14 protein-coding genes are annotated in these 15821 nt (G+C 67.4%); 6 read left to right on the forward strand and 8 right to left on the reverse strand.

The window, feature by feature from the left end; translation table 11 throughout:
- Nucleotides 1-530: 530 nt before the first annotated feature.
- The 3 genes from QMK24_RS31315 to QMK24_RS31325 all read right to left on the reverse strand — a co-directional run bounded on the left by QMK24_RS31315 (nucleotide 531) and on the right by QMK24_RS31325 (nucleotide 7630).
- Nucleotides 531-1580, reverse strand: a complete 1050-nt coding sequence (locus QMK24_RS31315; RefSeq protein ID WP_283470221.1) for a DUF6292 family protein — start codon at nucleotides 1578-1580, stop codon at nucleotides 531-533.
- Between the two features lie 543 nt (nucleotides 1581-2123).
- On the reverse strand, nucleotides 2124-2942 hold the full coding sequence (locus QMK24_RS31320; protein WP_283470222.1) for a hypothetical protein: 819 nt from the start codon (nucleotides 2940-2942) through the stop codon (nucleotides 2124-2126).
- Entirely contained in the window at nucleotides 2939-7630 is a 4692-nt protein-coding gene (locus QMK24_RS31325) for a hypothetical protein (protein ID WP_283470223.1), read from the reverse strand. Before QMK24_RS31325 ends, QMK24_RS31320 begins: the two co-directional genes overlap by 4 nt.
- A 928-nt stretch (nucleotides 7631-8558) precedes the next feature.
- Here QMK24_RS31325 and QMK24_RS31330 point away from each other — a divergent pair.
- Nucleotides 8559-9251 (forward strand): hypothetical protein, encoded by a 693-nt coding sequence (locus QMK24_RS31330; RefSeq protein ID WP_283470224.1) that lies wholly within the window; start codon nucleotides 8559-8561, stop codon nucleotides 9249-9251.
- A gap of 184 nt (nucleotides 9252-9435) precedes the next feature.
- Here the strand turns inward: QMK24_RS31330 and QMK24_RS31335 are convergent, their stop codons facing one another.
- A complete protein-coding gene (locus tag QMK24_RS31335; protein WP_283470225.1) occupies nucleotides 9436-9873 on the reverse strand; it encodes an ATP-binding protein in 438 nt (145 codons plus the stop codon).
- 194 nt (nucleotides 9874-10067) lie between these two features.
- On the opposite strand from QMK24_RS31335, the gene QMK24_RS31340 reads away from it, so the two are divergent.
- Entirely contained in the window at nucleotides 10068-11435 is a 1368-nt protein-coding gene (locus QMK24_RS31340) for an NsdA family TPR-like regulatory protein (protein WP_283470227.1), read from the forward strand.
- 5 nt (nucleotides 11436-11440) lie between these two features.
- Here the strand turns inward: QMK24_RS31340 and QMK24_RS31345 are convergent, their stop codons facing one another.
- Entirely contained in the window at nucleotides 11441-12361 is a 921-nt protein-coding gene (locus QMK24_RS31345) for a phosphotransferase enzyme family protein (protein WP_283470228.1), read from the reverse strand.
- 192 nt (nucleotides 12362-12553) lie between these two features.
- On the opposite strand from QMK24_RS31345, the gene QMK24_RS31350 reads away from it, so the two are divergent.
- The 4 genes from QMK24_RS31350 (at nucleotide 12554) to QMK24_RS31365 (ending at nucleotide 14110) form a co-directional block, all read left to right on the forward strand.
- Nucleotides 12554-12784 carry a hypothetical protein gene (locus QMK24_RS31350; protein ID WP_283470229.1) on the forward strand — a complete coding sequence of 77 codons (231 nt, stop codon included), beginning with the start codon at nucleotides 12554-12556 and terminating at the stop codon, nucleotides 12782-12784.
- Nucleotides 12784-13158 carry a fic family toxin-antitoxin system, toxin component gene (locus QMK24_RS31355; RefSeq protein WP_283470230.1) on the forward strand — a complete coding sequence of 125 codons (375 nt, stop codon included), beginning with the start codon at nucleotides 12784-12786 and terminating at the stop codon, nucleotides 13156-13158. The genes QMK24_RS31350 and QMK24_RS31355 overlap by 1 nt, the downstream gene beginning before the upstream one ends.
- Before the next feature lie 110 nt (nucleotides 13159-13268).
- Nucleotides 13269-13616: an ATP-dependent DNA ligase gene (locus QMK24_RS31360; RefSeq protein ID WP_283470264.1), complete on the forward strand. Its 348-nt coding sequence runs from the start codon at nucleotides 13269-13271 to the stop codon at nucleotides 13614-13616.
- Between the two features lie 8 nt (nucleotides 13617-13624).
- Entirely contained in the window at nucleotides 13625-14110 is a 486-nt protein-coding gene (locus QMK24_RS31365; RefSeq protein WP_283470231.1) for a DNA ligase-like domain-containing protein, read from the forward strand.
- Between the two features lie 11 nt (nucleotides 14111-14121).
- Here QMK24_RS31365 and QMK24_RS31370 read toward each other — a convergent pair whose 3' ends face one another.
- The 3 genes from QMK24_RS31370 to QMK24_RS31380 all read right to left on the reverse strand — a co-directional run bounded on the left by QMK24_RS31370 (nucleotide 14122) and on the right by QMK24_RS31380 (nucleotide 15817).
- Nucleotides 14122-14313 carry a hypothetical protein gene (locus tag QMK24_RS31370; protein WP_283470232.1) on the reverse strand — a complete coding sequence of 64 codons (192 nt, stop codon included), beginning with the start codon at nucleotides 14311-14313 and terminating at the stop codon, nucleotides 14122-14124.
- Complete coding sequence (locus QMK24_RS31375) at nucleotides 14310-14516, reverse strand: LexA family protein (protein WP_283470233.1); 207 nt, start codon at nucleotides 14514-14516, stop codon at nucleotides 14310-14312. Before QMK24_RS31375 ends, QMK24_RS31370 begins: the two co-directional genes overlap by 4 nt.
- Before the next feature lie 125 nt (nucleotides 14517-14641).
- Nucleotides 14642-15817 (reverse strand): hypothetical protein, encoded by a 1176-nt coding sequence (locus QMK24_RS31380; RefSeq protein WP_283470234.1) that lies wholly within the window; start codon nucleotides 15815-15817, stop codon nucleotides 14642-14644.
- Nucleotides 15818-15821: the final 4 nt, after the last annotated feature.

Here is a 15821-nt window from a genome sequence, read left to right on the forward strand (position 1 = left end):
GCGGCGTGCGGGCGCGCAGCGTCTGCACTTCCCTCGGTGGTGCGCAGCACCACCGTTCCCGCTTCTCGGGGAGTGGTTGAACCTCAGCCCCCACGGCGGGTGTCGCTCTTTCGGGGTACTGGCCGCCGGGCTGCGCATGTCGGCCTTGCTGCGCCGGGGCAGAGGGCCCGTCAGGGCACGGGCTTTCAGCGGCTGCGCCGCTCCGCCCCCCTGAGGGCTTGTGCGCCCGCCTGACGCCTTGCTGCGCCCCGGGAAAGACCTAGGCCCCGCCGACCCGTCACCGGCCAGCGGGAGCCCATATAGGCGCAGGTGTTGCTACTCGGTTGCGCGCTCCTCCTGGCCCTGGCCCAACGCGCGGCGCGCGGATCCCTCCTGTGTGGGCCGCTGCGTTGCGGGGTCGAGATGCGGCGCCCGCTCAGCAGCGCTGAGGGCGCGTTGATGGGACGAGGTCGCGGTCTGGCTTTGCGGTCCGGTCCCCAAGGGCCGGCGGCTGGTCGTCGTCACGCACGTCAGTCTCGCCGACGTATCACCTAGCGCGGCGCCTTGGGGAGCTTGCTCCCCCGCCGACGATCCAGCAGCGCCGTTGTGACGTCGTCCGGGTCGGGCGTGGTGCCCGGTGCGAGATAGCGGATGCCGGGGCCGGTGGGCGGGTCGCCAGCCGCGGCATGCGGCTGCGCAGCATCGGCTGCGGTGCGCCAGCCGTACCGCTCATCCCAGACCAGCGCGCTGCCGTCTTCCAGCGGTACGGCGGCCGCGGCCGCGCCGCCGGGCCGTACCGTGAGCGCAGGTTCGTCGTCCTCCTGGTCGACCGGCGCGCCGGCGCTCCGGGCGGCCTGGACCACGGATACCAGGTAGGGCATCGCGGCACGGCCGCGGATCCGGGCTCCGGCCGTGGCCAGTGCTGTACGCGCCGCCCGCGCCGGATAGCCCAGGCGGGCCGTCACCTGGCTTAGGTCCAGTCCCGGATGGGCGGTCAGCAGCTCCTCGACGCGCGCGGCCCGGACGGCGGCCAGGGCGCGGGTGGCGGTGTCTGGGTGGACGCCAACTGCCGCGCCGGCCTCGGCCGCGGTGAGCGTCGGGTTGGCGTCGAGCAGCTGCTCGATGCGCGGCTGGATGTCCTCGCGCGGGACCAGGTCGCCGGTGCCGGCCGGACGTCCGCCACGGTGACGATTCCCCTCGGCGCCCGGACGGGCGGCGTCCCACGCCACGACGGCATGGCGCGGCCAGTGCTCCACCCCCCCGACGTCGCGGACGTGGTCGGCCAGCGCCTGGTCGCGTTTGTAGACGTCCCAGGAGGAGGCGGTCACGGGCTTGGCCAGGATCGCGCCGGCCTCGTGCCGGTCGAGCAGGTCGGCGGGGTCGTCCTGGACGGGGAGTTCGGGTACGGGTCGGCCGGCGAGGTAGGCGTCGACCTGTTCGCCGTCGAACAGCAGCACCCTGGCGGACGGGGAGGAGATCGGCGCGGGGTAGCCGGCGGCCCGGTAGGGCTTGCGGTTTTTCAGCGTACCGAGCGTCACGCCGTGGGCGCGGGCGAGGTCCGCCAGGGTGCGGACGTCGGTATCACGGCCGGTACGGATCATCGGGCTTCCTTCGTGCGGGGATCAGGCCGGGCGGCGCCGTGGCGCCGCCCGGCATCCGGTCCTACTGGGTGTCAGAAAGGCACAGGTTCGGGATGCAGGGTTCGCGACGCTGGGCGCCGCAGGAGGGGCAGGGGCGCGTCAGGCGGAGGACGGTACGGCGCGCCGCCGTGCTGCGGGCGGTAGCGCCCGCTCGCAGGGAGTGCAGGGCTTTGCGGTGGATGCGGTGGTGCATGACGTCTCCTTCGATCGTGTGCGTCTGGTTGTCAGGGGCTGCCACTGCCACCAACCAGGAAACAGTATCGGAGTTGAGTCATACCCGCTACGGGGCGCGCCGCATCGCGCTTGGCCGCAGTGCCCGCTACCGTCCAGCGGGCCGATACACTGGCGGTAGACGTCGGTCCCCTCGGGGTTCGTGTCTGGTTGGCCGGCGCCCGTGCCACCCGCTTCGGCGGACTGAGGGCGTCGGCCGTTTTCATGCCCCGAGCAGCCCTGTGGCCACCCTCCGGGATGGAGAGCGGCCACAGGGCGGTGCGCGCAGGTCGATCAGTCCGACCGGTAGCCGAACGTCATCGGGGCCCCGGGCGTCGGGTCGCTGATCGTCATCTGTCGTACGTTGTCGAACCGCCACGCCGCGCCCGCCGCACGGGCCCCGGCCTCAGCATGCAGGTAGTGGTCGGTGAAGCTGTTTCCGAGTTTGCCCATGACGTCCTTTCCGCTCTCCCCGTTGAGCCACGCCTGCATCGGCTCGCGCAGCACCTCGCCCCGGAACTCGACGTCGATCTGGTCGCGGTAGCGGTTGTCCTCCATCTGATCGGTACTGATCACGGTGACGTAGGCCTTCATCTGCACCCGCGCTCCGCCGGTCGCGATCCGCTGCGCACGGCGCGGAGAAACTGCCCGCTTCCGGGCCTCCGCACTGTTGAGCACCCCATTGAGCAGCTTGCTCTTGCGTGGATTGGGCGCCTTGTGCGCCGCCTGCGCCTTCGCCTGGACCTCGTGCGCCTTGACGGCCGCCGCGCGCAGCCGGTCGATATGCGCCTGCTGGCGCCGTCCCGGTGCCCGTCCGTCGCGCTCCTGCTGCGCCCAACGCCGTACGGTGCGTTCGCTGACGCCGGCTGCGGCAGCCGCGGCGGCAGTGCCGCCCAGCGCTGCCGCCGCTGACCGGACGTCGGCTCCCGCTGCCTGCGCGGCTTCCTTGGCGGCGACCTCCTGGCGGCGCCACCCGCGCACGGTGCCGGGGGAGACTCCGGCCAGCCGGGCGGCCTTTTCGGTGCCACCGGCTGCGTCCACCAGCTCAGTCACGCTGCGCGGGGCGCTCTTGCCGGTAATGGCCTGCCACAGCAGCAGGGTGGGGTTCTTCACGCCGTCCCCTCCTCAACGAAGCCGTGCAGCGCGTTCCACTCGTCCGGCGAGTGGAACAGCGACTTCTCGAAGATCTTGTTCACGGGCGTCTTGAGGTGTTCCAGGACGTCGGCCATGAAGGCGCCGCCGTTGGGCCGGTAGCTGCCCAGGTCCGGACCGAGCTTGAGCCCGGGGACGGCGGTGAGGAAGTTCGGGTCGTCGACGGCGTAGAACAGCGAGTCGGTCAGTCCCCCGACCGGCCACAGCCCGGTGGCCTTACCGATGCGCAGGATACTGCGGGTCATGTTGACCTGCTGGGCTGCCTGGATGTGGTGGTTGACGTCCGGGCGGAAGGTGTCGGCGGGCTCGATCCCCCGCTGCGGATTGCCTGCCAGCTTGGACGAGGCGAACATGCCGATCCCGTGCGTGTAGATCGCCTTGACCGTGGCCTTCACCGTGGGGTCGACGTCGCTGGGCAGGCTCTTGCGGGCCTCGCGCAACTGGTTGTACCAGGGCTCCAGCATCCGGTAGGAGTCGGTCCACACCTCCGCCTCCTCCACCTGGAAGGCGATGTCCAACTCCTTGGCGGCGTAGGCGAGCGTGGGCGTGGCGTAGTAGCGCGCCTCATCGGGGTGCCGGGGGCCGAACAGGTCGAAGGTGCCCGGGTACCCCCACTCGGGCAGCTTCACCTTCCAGTAGCCCGGCAGCGTCGGATCGAACTTCGGGCGGTCCCGGTGCTCGACCTTGCCGCGTCCGACCCGCAGCGACCCGCACACCGACAGGAACGACCCGTTGGTGTCGTACGTCAGCAGGTAGGCCCGCTCACGCTCGAACGGGGTCAGGCGCCGGTGCCAGGCCTGCCCGCTGTACAGCTTGGGCTGGCGCAGGATGAACGCCGGCATCTGCGCCGGGGCCAGCGGCTCAGCGCGACCGCCCTTCTGCGGCCGGACCGCGCGCAGCAGGTCGTGCCCGGTGGCCCCGGGGCCGCGCCGGTAGGTGATGCCGACCGTGTCGGCGATCTGCTGGAGGCGTGAGGCCAGCAGGACCGGCGCCGGGTGGTCGAGCAGGAAGCGGTCGCCGCGCATCCGGGCCCACGGCACGACTTCGAGGACCAGGCTGATGTTGCCGTCCTCCCCCTCGCGGTAGATCCGGGTCGGCTGCCCCCACTGCGCCACGATCCACCCCGCGTCACGTGCGCGCTGCAGGAAGGGGTGGTCGACGTACTGATCGAGTTCCTTGCGACTGTCTACGAACGAGGTGTCCTCCTCGACCTCCGCATCGAACGAGATCTCGTCGTCGTCCTCGTCTTCCGTCTCGTGGGTGACTGCGGCGGTGGCCTTCTGGCCGTCCAGCTCGGGCAGACCCAGCGCGGCGGCCAGCGCGTCGGTGATGTAGACCATGCCCGTGTCCGGGCGCCACTTGGCGGACGGCCCGGTGCCGCGCTTGCCGCCGCCGTGTCCCAGTCCCAGCTCATGGGCGGCATCCGCGAAGTGTCCGGCGTGCAGCTGGTCGACGCCGGCGGGCAGCGGAACGACTGTGCCGTCCGGCAGGTGCAGTCCGTCGACGTCGGCTACCGCCACAGCAGCGCGCCAGGGATCGGCGGGCGAGGTTGCGCGCTGCCGGGTGAACGTTGCCCGCTGCGCCGGGGCCGGCTGCGACGCAACGGCGGGAGCCTCCTGAGTGTCGGTGGTCGCGGCCTGGGCGGGGCTGGCTTCCTGGACCTCCTCGGCCACGTCCTGCGGCACCTGCGGCACCTGCGGTGCGCCGGGTGAAGGCGCCGGGGCGTCGGCCTGCGGTTCTTCGTCCTCGGCGAACAAGTCCAGCTGAGTCAACGGGTCCTCCTCGGCGCGCTCGGCGTCGTCCGGGATGTCCAGGGTCGGTGACGGTGCAGGGATGGACGCTGCGGCCAGGGGCGACGGTGAAGCCGGCGGGTCCGGGACAAACGGGTCCGGGTTAGGAGCGGGCGGCACGTCCGGGTGGTTCAGTCCCGTGCCGAAGGAGCCGTCGCTGTCCTGGACCGCAGTAGCAGCCAGGTCCCAGACACGCCGTCGGCCGCCCGGCATGGGCTGCCGCGGATTGACCTTCCGCTCCCGTCCGCTTTTGAGGGTTTCCACCTCCGTGCGGATTAGGTTTTTCAGGCGTAGGTCGGAGGTGAGCTGGCTCGGCTCGACGTTGAACGGCACGTCCATAGCCTTCGCCTCCTGGATGGCGGCGCGGGTGGTCGGCACGTGGTCCAGCCACAACCGCTCCTCGGGAGCTCCACCGTCCTCCGGGGTGACCATGGTGACCACGCCCAGTTGAGTGCCGTGCGACTTGAGGACGGGAAGGCCATCACTGTCGGGGCCGATGATGTTGTCGGAGGGCGACCACCCCCAGCGCAGCGCCATGTCGCGATCCGCCGGGCAGGCTCCGTCCGGTCCCACCAGGTGCGCCCGCTTGGAGTTGATTGCGGACATGAAGTACTTGAGGACCCGCTGCGCATTGGTGTGGTCGGCCAGCAGCTCCCGCTCGCGGTCGACCGCCTCCAGCAGGCCCGTCCAGGCCTTCGACCACCACGCGGCGGCTTCCTCCGCGCTCAGGGCGCCGCACTCCTGCAGAAAGCGCAGCAGCATGTGCCAACCTGCGGCGAACCGCCCGATGTGCTCGGCGGGCCGGTCCCCGCAGGAAGGGCGGAACACGTCCGCGTAGTGCTGGTCGAGTCGCTTGATCTCTTTCGCGAACACCGGGTAGCGCTCGGCGACCCAGCGGATGTACGAGGCCGTCAACAGGGAGCAGCTCTCGGCGACTTCGGGCTTTGAGGCGGCGATGACCTGGTCGAGGTTGATCTCCTCGCGGATCATCTCGATCGTGAGCATGCGCTGCTGCCCGGAGTCCGCGGACGCCAGCACCTCGCTGGTCTGGATGAACGAGCCGCGCGGGCCGCGCTGGGCCGCCAGCTTCCGCCGCATTCCCGGCTTGGGAGAGTCCATCTTCAACTTGCCCTCGGCAGCACTTTGGGTGCGGGCCGTCTGGGAGGTGCGGGTGGCGGCCTCGCGCACCGAGCGGTCCGGAGCGGAGTCGTCCGCGAGAACCAGGACGTCCTTCATCAGGTACGTCGCCTCCGTCATCCCGGCCTGGGTGGACCCAGTGCCGGAGATGGAGAGCATGGCGGTATTGCGGTCCAGCTCGGGCGCGAAATGCCGGGTGGCGATCGTCGCGATGCCGGTCTTGACCGAGCCCGGCAGCCCGTACATGCAGATGGACGACGGGCAGTGCCCGAAGGGCGCCCGGTGGGCCAGGCCCAACAGCGGCACGATGGCATGCGTCGGCAGCGTGTCCACCAGGCCCAACGACTTCAACGCCGCACCGCGGATCACGGCGGGATTGGTCGCCGGCGGGGGCAAGGAGACTAGGCGCAGGCGACCGGGGAACGCCGTCCGCAGCAGACGGTGCCCCTCGAAGTCGATGCCGCCACCCGCGTGGACGAACATCCACCGCCCGTCATCGTCCTGGCGCCACCCGGACGCGCCGTACACCGGCACACGGCGGCTATCGGGACTGACCGCACGAATCGCACTGGCGATCATTGCGACGGCCGCCTTGGAGCCCTTGTACGTCACGTTCGTCCACGGCAGATCGTGCAGCCATCGCCCGCTATCAAAGTCTGGCAAGTCCACCCGCATCATCCGGGGACGGTCCAGCTCCTTGGGATGGATCAGCTCCAGCACGTAGGCGCTGGTCGGGGTCTGGGCCGGGATCGCCTCCTCCTCGCCGCTGGACGTCTGGTCGGGGTCATCGGCGGTGTCGTCCACCTCGACCCGCACAATCCGCGCGGCGCAGCCCAGCACCACATCGAAGTTCACGTCGTACGTCTTGGTGCCCTCGATGATGTCGGTGCTGACCAGCTTGCGGGAGACCTTGACCAGCTCACCGTGGCGGACGATGTATTCGTCCTTGCGGTTGGGGCGCCCGTCATCTCCCGGGTACGGCTCCTCCGCCTCCTGCAGCTGGCGCTGCTCCAGCTCCGGCTGCTCCTGGTCGTCCTCCTGGGGCACGTACTTCGGGTCCAGGGTTTCGGGGACCACCTCCAACGCGTCCAGCATCAGGCCGGCGTCGAGGTGGTCGACCAGGTCGGCACCCTTGGTCGGGACGGGGGTACGGACCACCGCCACCGACGCGGCAACGGGCAGCACACAGGCCCGGATGTCGAACGCGCTCTTGTACCCGGTGGGGTCGTTGTCGGCGATGATCACGACGTGGTGACCGGCAAACAGCCGGTTGTCGGCGGTGTTCCACAGCGTGCCACCCGAACCGGGCTTGGTCGTGGCCACCAGGCCCAGACCGGCGGCCCGGTCAGCGCTCTTCTCGCCCTCAACGATGTAGACCGTGGAACCGCCGGGCAGGTCCAGCAGTTCCGGCAGGCGATACAAGGGCGGATCCTGCGGCATCTTGGGCTCGTTGCCCAAGCCGTCGGCCGTTGGGCGCGTCCAACTGATGAACTTCTCCGGCTTGCCCGCAGCCTGGCACGTAGCGCAGCCAGCGCACTCCTTGCGGGTCTTCTCGCCGACCACGAGCCCTTCGGCGTCCGCATAGGCGTAACGGGCGACCTCGCGCCGCCTGCCCTTGCAGGCCGGCTTGGGGGCCTTCTTCGCCGGGGGTGTCGCCTTTGTCACGGTCCGGGCGCGCGGCACGCTGCGCAGCGGACGCGACGTCCTCTTGCTCTCGGGCATCGGATCGTCGTACAGATCCGCCAGCGTCATACCCAGGGCAGCGAGAATGTCCCGAGGGTCACACTTGGCCTGGCAGTGGATGAGCGTCTTTCGCTCTGCCGACTGATAGTCGAGGCAGAGGGATGGGGACCTGTCGTCATGTACCGGACAGGTTGCCTTCGCCTTCTGTGATCGCTGGTACTCAAAGCGTGATCCAGACGACTCCAGGGCAGACAAAATCCGGTCGTATGAGGCGGTGCTCTCGGCGTACGAAGCCGTCATTGCTACTCTCATAGATGTTGGGCAGACAACACGCCACACCGCTAGGAACGGTGAACGCCTCGACTTGCTGGTTGGGCACTGGGTGTGAGGTCAGCTTCGCGGGGTCTTCCGGGTGGTGCCGGAGGCCCCGCACTTCTTTACGGACTCATGCGGCCGCACTCCTTTGATGGATGTGCGCACGGCGATTCACGCGTACCTGGGTCATGGTCTGGTCCGAGACGAGGTGATCCTGGCGCCAGAGGTCGATCAGCGCACGGATTCGAGCGGCCATGGTTCCCCCGTCATCGGCCATCGCCTCCATCAGAGCTGAATGCTGATCCTCGGTTAGATCAAGGGTGATCCGTTTGGGGTACCCAGGGCGTTTTTTCCCCATTGCGTCCCCCTCCCTCCTCTTGGTGTACAGACACTGACTGACCCTAGACCTCTCAGAGAGGATCTAGGAACTCTTTGGCGGCGTGTCATCACAGTTTCTTGACACGTCGTCACGAACCTCAACTGCATCAGTAGCCACTCTCCGGAAGAGAACCCGTCTCAGCAAGAGGGCAGCAACTCGTGGTCAGATGGGGTGCAGTAGGACGGGAGGGCACTTCGCGGTGCGTTCCACAAGACGGGAAGCACTCTCAGCAAAAACGGAGATGGGGGCGTCGCGGTGGCAGGGAGGCGGGCAATGGTCATCACCCTGGCGCAGGATGGCCACGCGTGGGTCGATGGGGTCGAGGTACCGCTGGATACCGGCGCTACCGTCGACCACGCACGGGCGGCGGCCCTGGGAGTCGTGGCCGACATCGCCCACCAGGAACAGCGGGTCATTCCGGTCGAGGCGGTCGACCCCGACGCGGCGGTATGGCGCTTGCAGGTGCACCCTGACGGACGGGTAGAGGACAGCACCGCAGCGGCCCGTCAGTTGACCGCGGATCCCATGGGCCGGGTTGTCCCGCAGGCGTACCGGGACCAGGTACGAGAGACATCCGCTGCCAGTGACCGGGGCCGGGGAGTCGCACCCGCTCAGCAGTTGCTCGCCCAGGTGGTAGCCGAGCACGGGGAGGACCACCCCTACGCACTTCAAGCACAGGAGCTGCAGGCGCACGCCGAACTGCTCTCCGGAGATCCGGCTGCAGCGACGGCAACCTATACTGCGGCCGCCATCGGATGGGCCCAGTTGGGCAGCCATGGCTACTGGGGTGCGGCACAGAGCGCCTACTGCACATGGCACCACGTAGACGACGTGGCCGGCGCGGTGTGGGCCGGTGAGCAGATTGTCGCCATGCTGCGGCTGGGTGGAGCGGACGCCGGCGCGCTGGCGGCTCTGAGAATCGTGCTGGCCCGCATAGACGCGATGTACGAGGGCACCGTCGAATAGACGGCGCTCATAGGGGACCCCCGGATCCAGGCCAGTTGTTGGGCAGACACGGATCCGGGGGCGGTACCCCTGGCAGAGCCCGGGTGGGGTGTGAGGTGGGGTCACCGGGGCTCTGCCGTTGTGCTCTCGATCCCCTGCGGGGGGACGGCAGCGAGACCGAGAGCGGTTTGTGTGGCTGGCGTGGTCACAGCCTTGTGGGGCCGGGCAGTTGGAACTCTGCCCAAACGATCTTTCCGTTGGGCTTGCGAATCTTGGAGTCCCAGCTATCGGCCAGAGCACGCACAAGCAACAGCCCGCGGCCATCATCTGAGGTTGCCGAAGGGCGCTTGATCTGGGGCAGGTGTTGGCTCCGGTCGTGTACCTCTGCGCGTAGCGCGGCCCCACGCAGAGAGAGTTTGACGAGGAATTGTCCGTGCGGCGGTACAGCGTGCAACAGGGCGTTAGTTGCCAACTCGGACATGCAGACCGTGACGTCATCAACCCGTGCGGTAATGCTCCAGCGGCTCAATGTCTGAGCTGTGAAGCGGCGGACAAGCCGCACAGACTGCGCCTCGCGTGCGAAGAGCTGTACGGCCTCCTCGGAGGCAGTGTGAGAAGCAAGGGGACGGACGGTGGTGAGCATGGTGATTCCCCCTGCTTCGTGGCTTGTGGCTCCTGCAGTCAGTCAACGACTGCGCCGGCAGAAACGGGAGTGTTCATCGGGGGGTTCACTTGAACACCGGGGGGTTCACGGCCGGATGGGGGTTCACGGACGAACCCCCATCGTGTGCTCGGTCGTGACACGATGAATGTCTGAGGTGGAGATGGCGGGGACGCATGGGTACAGAGCCAAATCGCCGGTTGGCCGATCTCATGGCCGAGGCGGGGATGTCGAACAAGGGTCTCGCACGGCGCGTCCGAGACGTTGCGATACGGCACGGCGTACAGGTCGGAACCACTCACGTAGCGGTCCAGCGATGGTTGAACGGCAGCGGCATTCAAGCGCAAACCGCAGGGTTCCTAGCGGAAGCACTCAGCGACAAGATGCGCAGGAAGGTCGGGGCTGCGGACCTCGGATTCCCCGGTATGACGACGACTGTGGCTCCGTCCGGCGAGGCGTACGCAGGCTCCCTCCCCGAGGCACTGCGCAGCCTTGATGAGCTGGCCGGACACGAAATGGCCGGCGCAACTAGTGCGCTCCTCGTGCCCGATAGCAGCATTGATGCGGCTATGTTGTCGTGGCTCGTCTCCCGTCCAGACGGTCTGCGGGTCAATGCGCCTACGAGCAGGCGCGTGGGCATGCGGGACGTTGCAGCGGTCCGGACTGCAGCGGACATGTTCATGAGACTGGATTTCCTATACGGCGGCGGCCACGGACACCGGGCTCTCCGACACTATTTTCGGCACGAAGTGCTGCCACTCCTTGATGCGAGCTACAGCGAAAAGGTCGGGTCGTGCCTGTTCAGCGCAGCAGCTGAAATCTCGCAACTTTTGGGATGGACGGCGTATGACTCCGGACAGCACGCGTTGGCCGATAGATACCTACTCTCGACCTTGCGGCTGACACAGGTTGTCGATGACCGCATGATGGGTGCGCGGATCCTGAGCAATATGAGCCACCAGGCGAATTATCTGGGGCACTCAGCTCGCGCGGTGCGGCTTTCGCGGGCTTCGTCCGAGGGCGGTCGGGGTCGATCGACCCCACGGGCAATGGCCCTTTTTGCTGCCCATGAAGCCCGCGCTCTGTCCTTAACTCAGGACCGTGTAGGGGCCTCTCGCGCCATGAATGAGGCAGAGCGGTTTTTCGACCGTGCCGAATCCGGCGATGATCCGGACTGGCTGTCATACATGGATGAGGCCGAGCTCGTCGGTGAGCTCTGCCACTGTTTTCGGGATCTCAAGCAGGGGCCGGACGCGGTGCGCTTCGCCGAGCGAGCGGTCGCCTTGACAGATCCGCAGTATGCGCGAACTCTCGGATTCTGCCGGATGGTGCTCGCGCAAAGCCAACTTCTTAATGGAGAGCTGGAGGCGGCAGTCGCAACGGCAGGACTTGCCGTCGATGGTGGAGATGCCCTCCAGTCCGCTCGCTTTCAGCGGTACGTGAGCGACTTTCAGCGCGCACTCGCCCCTCACGATAAGAGTCCGGGTGTGCAGCAGTTCAACGAGCAGGTCCGTCGGGCCATGTCACGGCTGGATGACGAATAGCGGCATCACCCTGGGCTCCAGCAACGAGTAGCTTCATCGTCACGCAAGGACGCGATCCGCCGCGCGTACTCAGCGGCAACCGAACGGCTTTCGGCAATGTTCTGCATCAGCCACGTGGTCATCTTGAACTCACAGATTGCCCGCAAGGTGGGGAAGCCCTCCCACTGCCGCAGGTCCCGACCATACGCTGCAGAAAATGAGGCGTACTGGTCTGACGTTTGCCACCGCAGTGAGTCGTACTCCGTGGCGGTGACCATTAGGTCCCACTCTGGGTGATCTAGTGAAAAGTTCTCAAAGTCGATCAAGATCACCTGGTCGTCTTGGTCGACCATCAGGTTCTGCAGGTGAGCATCACCGTGGACTGGGCCCCTAGGTGAGTCGAACTGCAGCAGGGAAAGGTGATCGCGCAGTTCCATGGCGCGCTCCCTCAGGAACTCACGATCCTCGTCCGGGATCCCTACTGCTTTCTCGATCCGGAGGTCGGCCCGTCCAAACGCGCTGTAGGCCGGCAAGTGCAATCCGTCCGGTAGATGCAGCGAGTGCAGGTCGTGCAGGACTCGTCCCAGTTCGGCGTAAGTCGGCTGCCGGGTGCCTTCCCGGATCAGATGCCAAAAGGTCACCGGATGTCCGCTAACGACCAGCGGCTGCTCCAGATCATCAATGACGCGGGCAGCAGGAAGCTGCGCGTCCAAGAGCCATTGAGCGACCCGCACTTCGTTCTGCACCGAGTGTAGGTAGTCCATAGACCTCGCGATCCGCACAATCACCGGATGCTGAGCCAACCTGAAGAGAGCGTTCTCGCCCAAGCGGATCAGGCGTGCTCCATCGCTCTGGAGCCCCGCTGCTCGGCACGCTTCCACCACCAGACGTGCGGCTACTGACGAGGTGAATTCCTCGTCTCGGCGCTGGTCAATCTCAGTCGGCATACAGATGCCCATCCATCATGTGTGTCCCTGCTCCTACAGCCATGTTGCCAGGGTCTCGTGCTGGGACTCTTGCCCGGTGCAGCTCTGACGACGCCAAGGCGAGCAGAACGCCGAACGTCCGGATCTTGCTGGGTCTCGATGGAAACTTCGCCTCCCCTCCCCCATGCTGAGCCACCCGGCTACCGTGGGTCCATGGCCCATGAAATCCGTATTTCGATCTCTGACGAGGACTACGAGCAGCTGCGCCAGGTCGCCGCTGGGCGTCACCTGCCTGCCGAGCAGTACGCCCAGGGCGTGCTTGCCCAGGATCTCGCCTACAACAGGTTCATGGCGGCCGGGGCGGCGTTCATTACGGAGCACGGCGCTGCGTTCGCTGAGCGATTCGGTCCCCGTCCGGTTGATGGTCGCGCTGACGCCGCCTGATGATCCTCTTCATTGATGAGCCGTGGCTGCTCGACCTCGCCCAGACCCATCTGCCCGGGGATCCTGATGTGGTCGATTGGGGAGCGCTTACCGCCGCAGTAGCCCGTCATCGTGCCGAGACCATGGGCACCGCGGTCTACCCCGAGCCACATCACCGTGCCGCAGCCCTGCTGCACTCGCTGGTGCGCGTGCCAGCTATGGAACACAGCAATCAGCTCTTCGCGGCATCTGCTGCCGTTGCCTACCTCGCCGCGAGCGGACGGCCAGTCAAGGTCACCGCTGGCGAGGCCGGCGACCTCATCGAGCAAGTCGACTCGGGAACGCTCGACGTGCGCCAGGTCGCCGCTGCCCTTCGCGGTTGGACCGAGTCCTAGCCGTTGCGAGAGCCTGCGCAGGCCTGTTCTGTGCAGCACAGTGGGGTATGGGCGATTTCGTGGAGCTGATGCGGCCACGGGCTGTAGCAACAGTTCCGCAGCCGGAGGCGATGGCCGGCTCCGCTCGGTACGAGATCAAGGCGGACGGGTACCGGGTTGCTGCGCTCATCGGTCGGGATTCCGTGCGGCTCCAGTCTCGTGCTGGTCGCGATATGACCAGCAGATTCCCGCAGATTGCTGCTGCGCTCGCTCGGGTCGAGCCTGGCGCGATCCTTGACGGGGAGCTGGTGGCGTCGACCGCAGGACATATGAGTTTTGGGGCCCTGCAGCGGTTTCAGCCGGGCCGGCCTGCACCCCGTGGTGTGAGCTTGACCCTTGTCGTTTTCGACGTGCTGCAGTTGCCCAGCAGCAGCGGCCAGGGCGAAGGAGTGGACGTCCGGGCCGGGCCCGGCCTTTGAGCGAGAGAGTGGACCTCCTCGCCGGCCTGGTCGACAGTCTCGGACCGCAGGTCCAGATGATCCTCAGCACGACGGACCGGCCTACGGCCCTGATGTGGCAAGCCAGCCTGATCGACCAAGGCGTGGAAGGTCTAGTGATCAAAGGGCTAGCGACCAGGTACAACCCGCGAGATACCCGCGCGTGGCTCAAGCACCGAGTCAGCGACACCATTGACGCGAGGGTGATCGGGGTGGTTGGCACCGTCTGGCGGCCCCGGGCGGTGGTGGTGGAGCTGGAAGGCCGGGCAGTGGTCACGTCTCCCCGGTTGGACGCCACGCAGGCGGCGGCCGTCGCAGCAGCCGTGCACGGGCGCACCGGGCGACCCGAGTTCGTACCCGATCTCGATGCCACAGTCGTTGCGGTAGCTGACGGCCCGATGGCGGAGATCCTGGTGGGCCACGGGCGGCATCGGGCGGTGCGCTTTGCTCGCCTCAGGGATGAGGAGGAACCGTAGGCCTGCGGTGATCACCACGACCGCGTCACGGTTCCGCTGCCGTAGCGCTCGACCCACTCGGCGTACTTCCGGGCCGCCGTCCTTCGGTCGTCCCATACGCCCACGACAGCCGCATGCGGGGTGAGCTGAGCCCGCACCTCGTACGCCATGGGAGCCGGCGCCGCCTCTCCCACCGGGGCATCCCCTTCGGGTGTCGTGATCACGGCAGACGCACCCGGTAGGAGCGATGCCGGCCGGAGTCGCGCGTCAGGAGACCCAATCGCTCAAGCGCTCCTAGGTGGTGGGCCACGGTGCCGGGGCTGCGGAGGCCTACTGCGGCGCCGATCTCCCGCACGGTTGGCGGGTAGCCGTTGAGGTCGTCCCACTCGCGGATGACGTGCAGAATCTGCTCTTGCCTATCGGTCAAGAGTGGGACCCCACTCATGACCGTGCGTCCGAGGAGTTCATCATCATCCAATTCAAGCACGTGTTCGAATTATGCTGCAGCACACGTGCGGGGATGCTCTACGCAGATCACCCAGCTTGCCCTGGTCATTTGGACGAGAGGGCTTTTTCCAGGAGATTTCCCACCCGTTCCGCAGCCGAGGGAGCAACGGCCTGCACGATCCCGAGAGTGATGAGGATCTGCTGCAGATGGGTGCCCGAGGTCCCGGGCAGCGGCATGAACATGGGCAGCAGGATGCCCGCCGCGATGAGAGCTGCGCCAGGCGCCAGGCGAGCCCATAGCCGCCGCAGATGAGTGCGCAGGGGAGCCTGTTCTGGTGCGTTCTCCAGAAGGGCTTGCCGGTCTCCCGCGAGCAGGGCCTCGACCGCGCATGTCAGGGACTCGACCACCTGCTGCACATCGGCGGAACTGAACGCGGTCAGTAGCAGCCTCTTATGAGCACGAAAGACTTCAGCCACCCGCAGCGCCTCTCCGCCAAAGTCGCGGCGTAGCGGCCGGTCCCTCCACGGGGTGCGCTGGCGCAGGGCAAAGACGGTTTCGACCGCGACGGAGATGTCTTCTAGCCGGTTGCACCAGCGTCGGACGGTCCGCTCCGAACGCCAGGCGGACGGATCCCGGGCGATTTCAGACGCCACGTGCAGCACACCGAGTACGAGCCCGTCATATGGCCAGCAGCACCGCGCGATCCGCTCAACCTGCAGCAGCCCTGCCACTACGCTGACACAGCCGCATGCCAGCCACGCGAGCCAGATGGTGTCGATGCCGCTGATCACAGCCCATTCGACCCCATTGCCGGGAAGCTGGCCCGCACGGATAGCTAGTCCGGTCCCGTACAGCATTGCGGCCGGCAGCATGAGGTAAGACGCCAGCGCTGCCACCGAAGGCCCGCGGCGGCGAATGGCAGGCGCCACCAGCAGTAACTTTGGGATAAAGCCTGCTGTGGTCGCGCTTACGGCGAACCACAGCAGGTTCGCTGCGGAGTGTGAGATCGGGCCGGAAAGGCGCGCGAAGAAGACGACCACGCCCGCCACCAGGGCCAACCAAACGACGTGGCCCATCAGTGGCCGGAGCGCGAGATCTGGATACTCGTCCGCGTAGCGAAAGCGTCGGGCAGCGCGCCGCAGCTCCCTGCGGATCCTCAGCTGTCGCTCGGGATCCGCGATGGAAAGGAGATCGAACGCGGCCAAATCGGCCTCGACCTTCTCTCGGCATTTCTGCGCGAGGTCGACCCGCAGTTCTCGCAGCCGCACTTGGACGTCCACAGTC

Origin of the sequence: Streptomyces sp. PH10-H1 (assembly GCF_030063355.1) — a bacterium.
Taxonomy (GTDB): Bacteria; Actinomycetota; Actinomycetes; order Streptomycetales; family Streptomycetaceae; genus Actinacidiphila.

Excerpts from the sequence above, each read along its gene's own strand:
- QMK24_RS31315 (WP_283470221.1), bottom strand. The coding sequence starts at position 1,580 with ATGATCCGTACCGGCCGTGATACCGACGTCCGCACCCTGGCGGACCTC.
- QMK24_RS31325 (WP_283470223.1), bottom strand. The coding sequence starts at position 7,630 with ATGCCCGAGAGCAAGAGGACGTCGCGTCCGCTGCGCAGCGTGCCGCGC.
- QMK24_RS31330 (WP_283470224.1), top strand. The coding sequence starts at position 8,559 with ATGGTCATCACCCTGGCGCAGGATGGCCACGCGTGGGTCGATGGGGTC.
- QMK24_RS31335 (WP_283470225.1), bottom strand. The coding sequence starts at position 9,873 with ATGCTCACCACCGTCCGTCCCCTTGCTTCTCACACTGCCTCCGAGGAG.
- QMK24_RS31340 (WP_283470227.1), top strand. The coding sequence starts at position 10,068 with ATGGGTACAGAGCCAAATCGCCGGTTGGCCGATCTCATGGCCGAGGCG.
- QMK24_RS31345 (WP_283470228.1), bottom strand. The coding sequence starts at position 12,361 with ATGCCGACTGAGATTGACCAGCGCCGAGACGAGGAATTCACCTCGTCA.
- QMK24_RS31350 (WP_283470229.1), top strand. The coding sequence starts at position 12,554 with ATGGCCCATGAAATCCGTATTTCGATCTCTGACGAGGACTACGAGCAG.
- QMK24_RS31355 (WP_283470230.1), top strand. The coding sequence starts at position 12,784 with ATGATCCTCTTCATTGATGAGCCGTGGCTGCTCGACCTCGCCCAGACC.
- QMK24_RS31360 (WP_283470264.1), top strand. The coding sequence starts at position 13,269 with ATGGCCGGCTCCGCTCGGTACGAGATCAAGGCGGACGGGTACCGGGTT.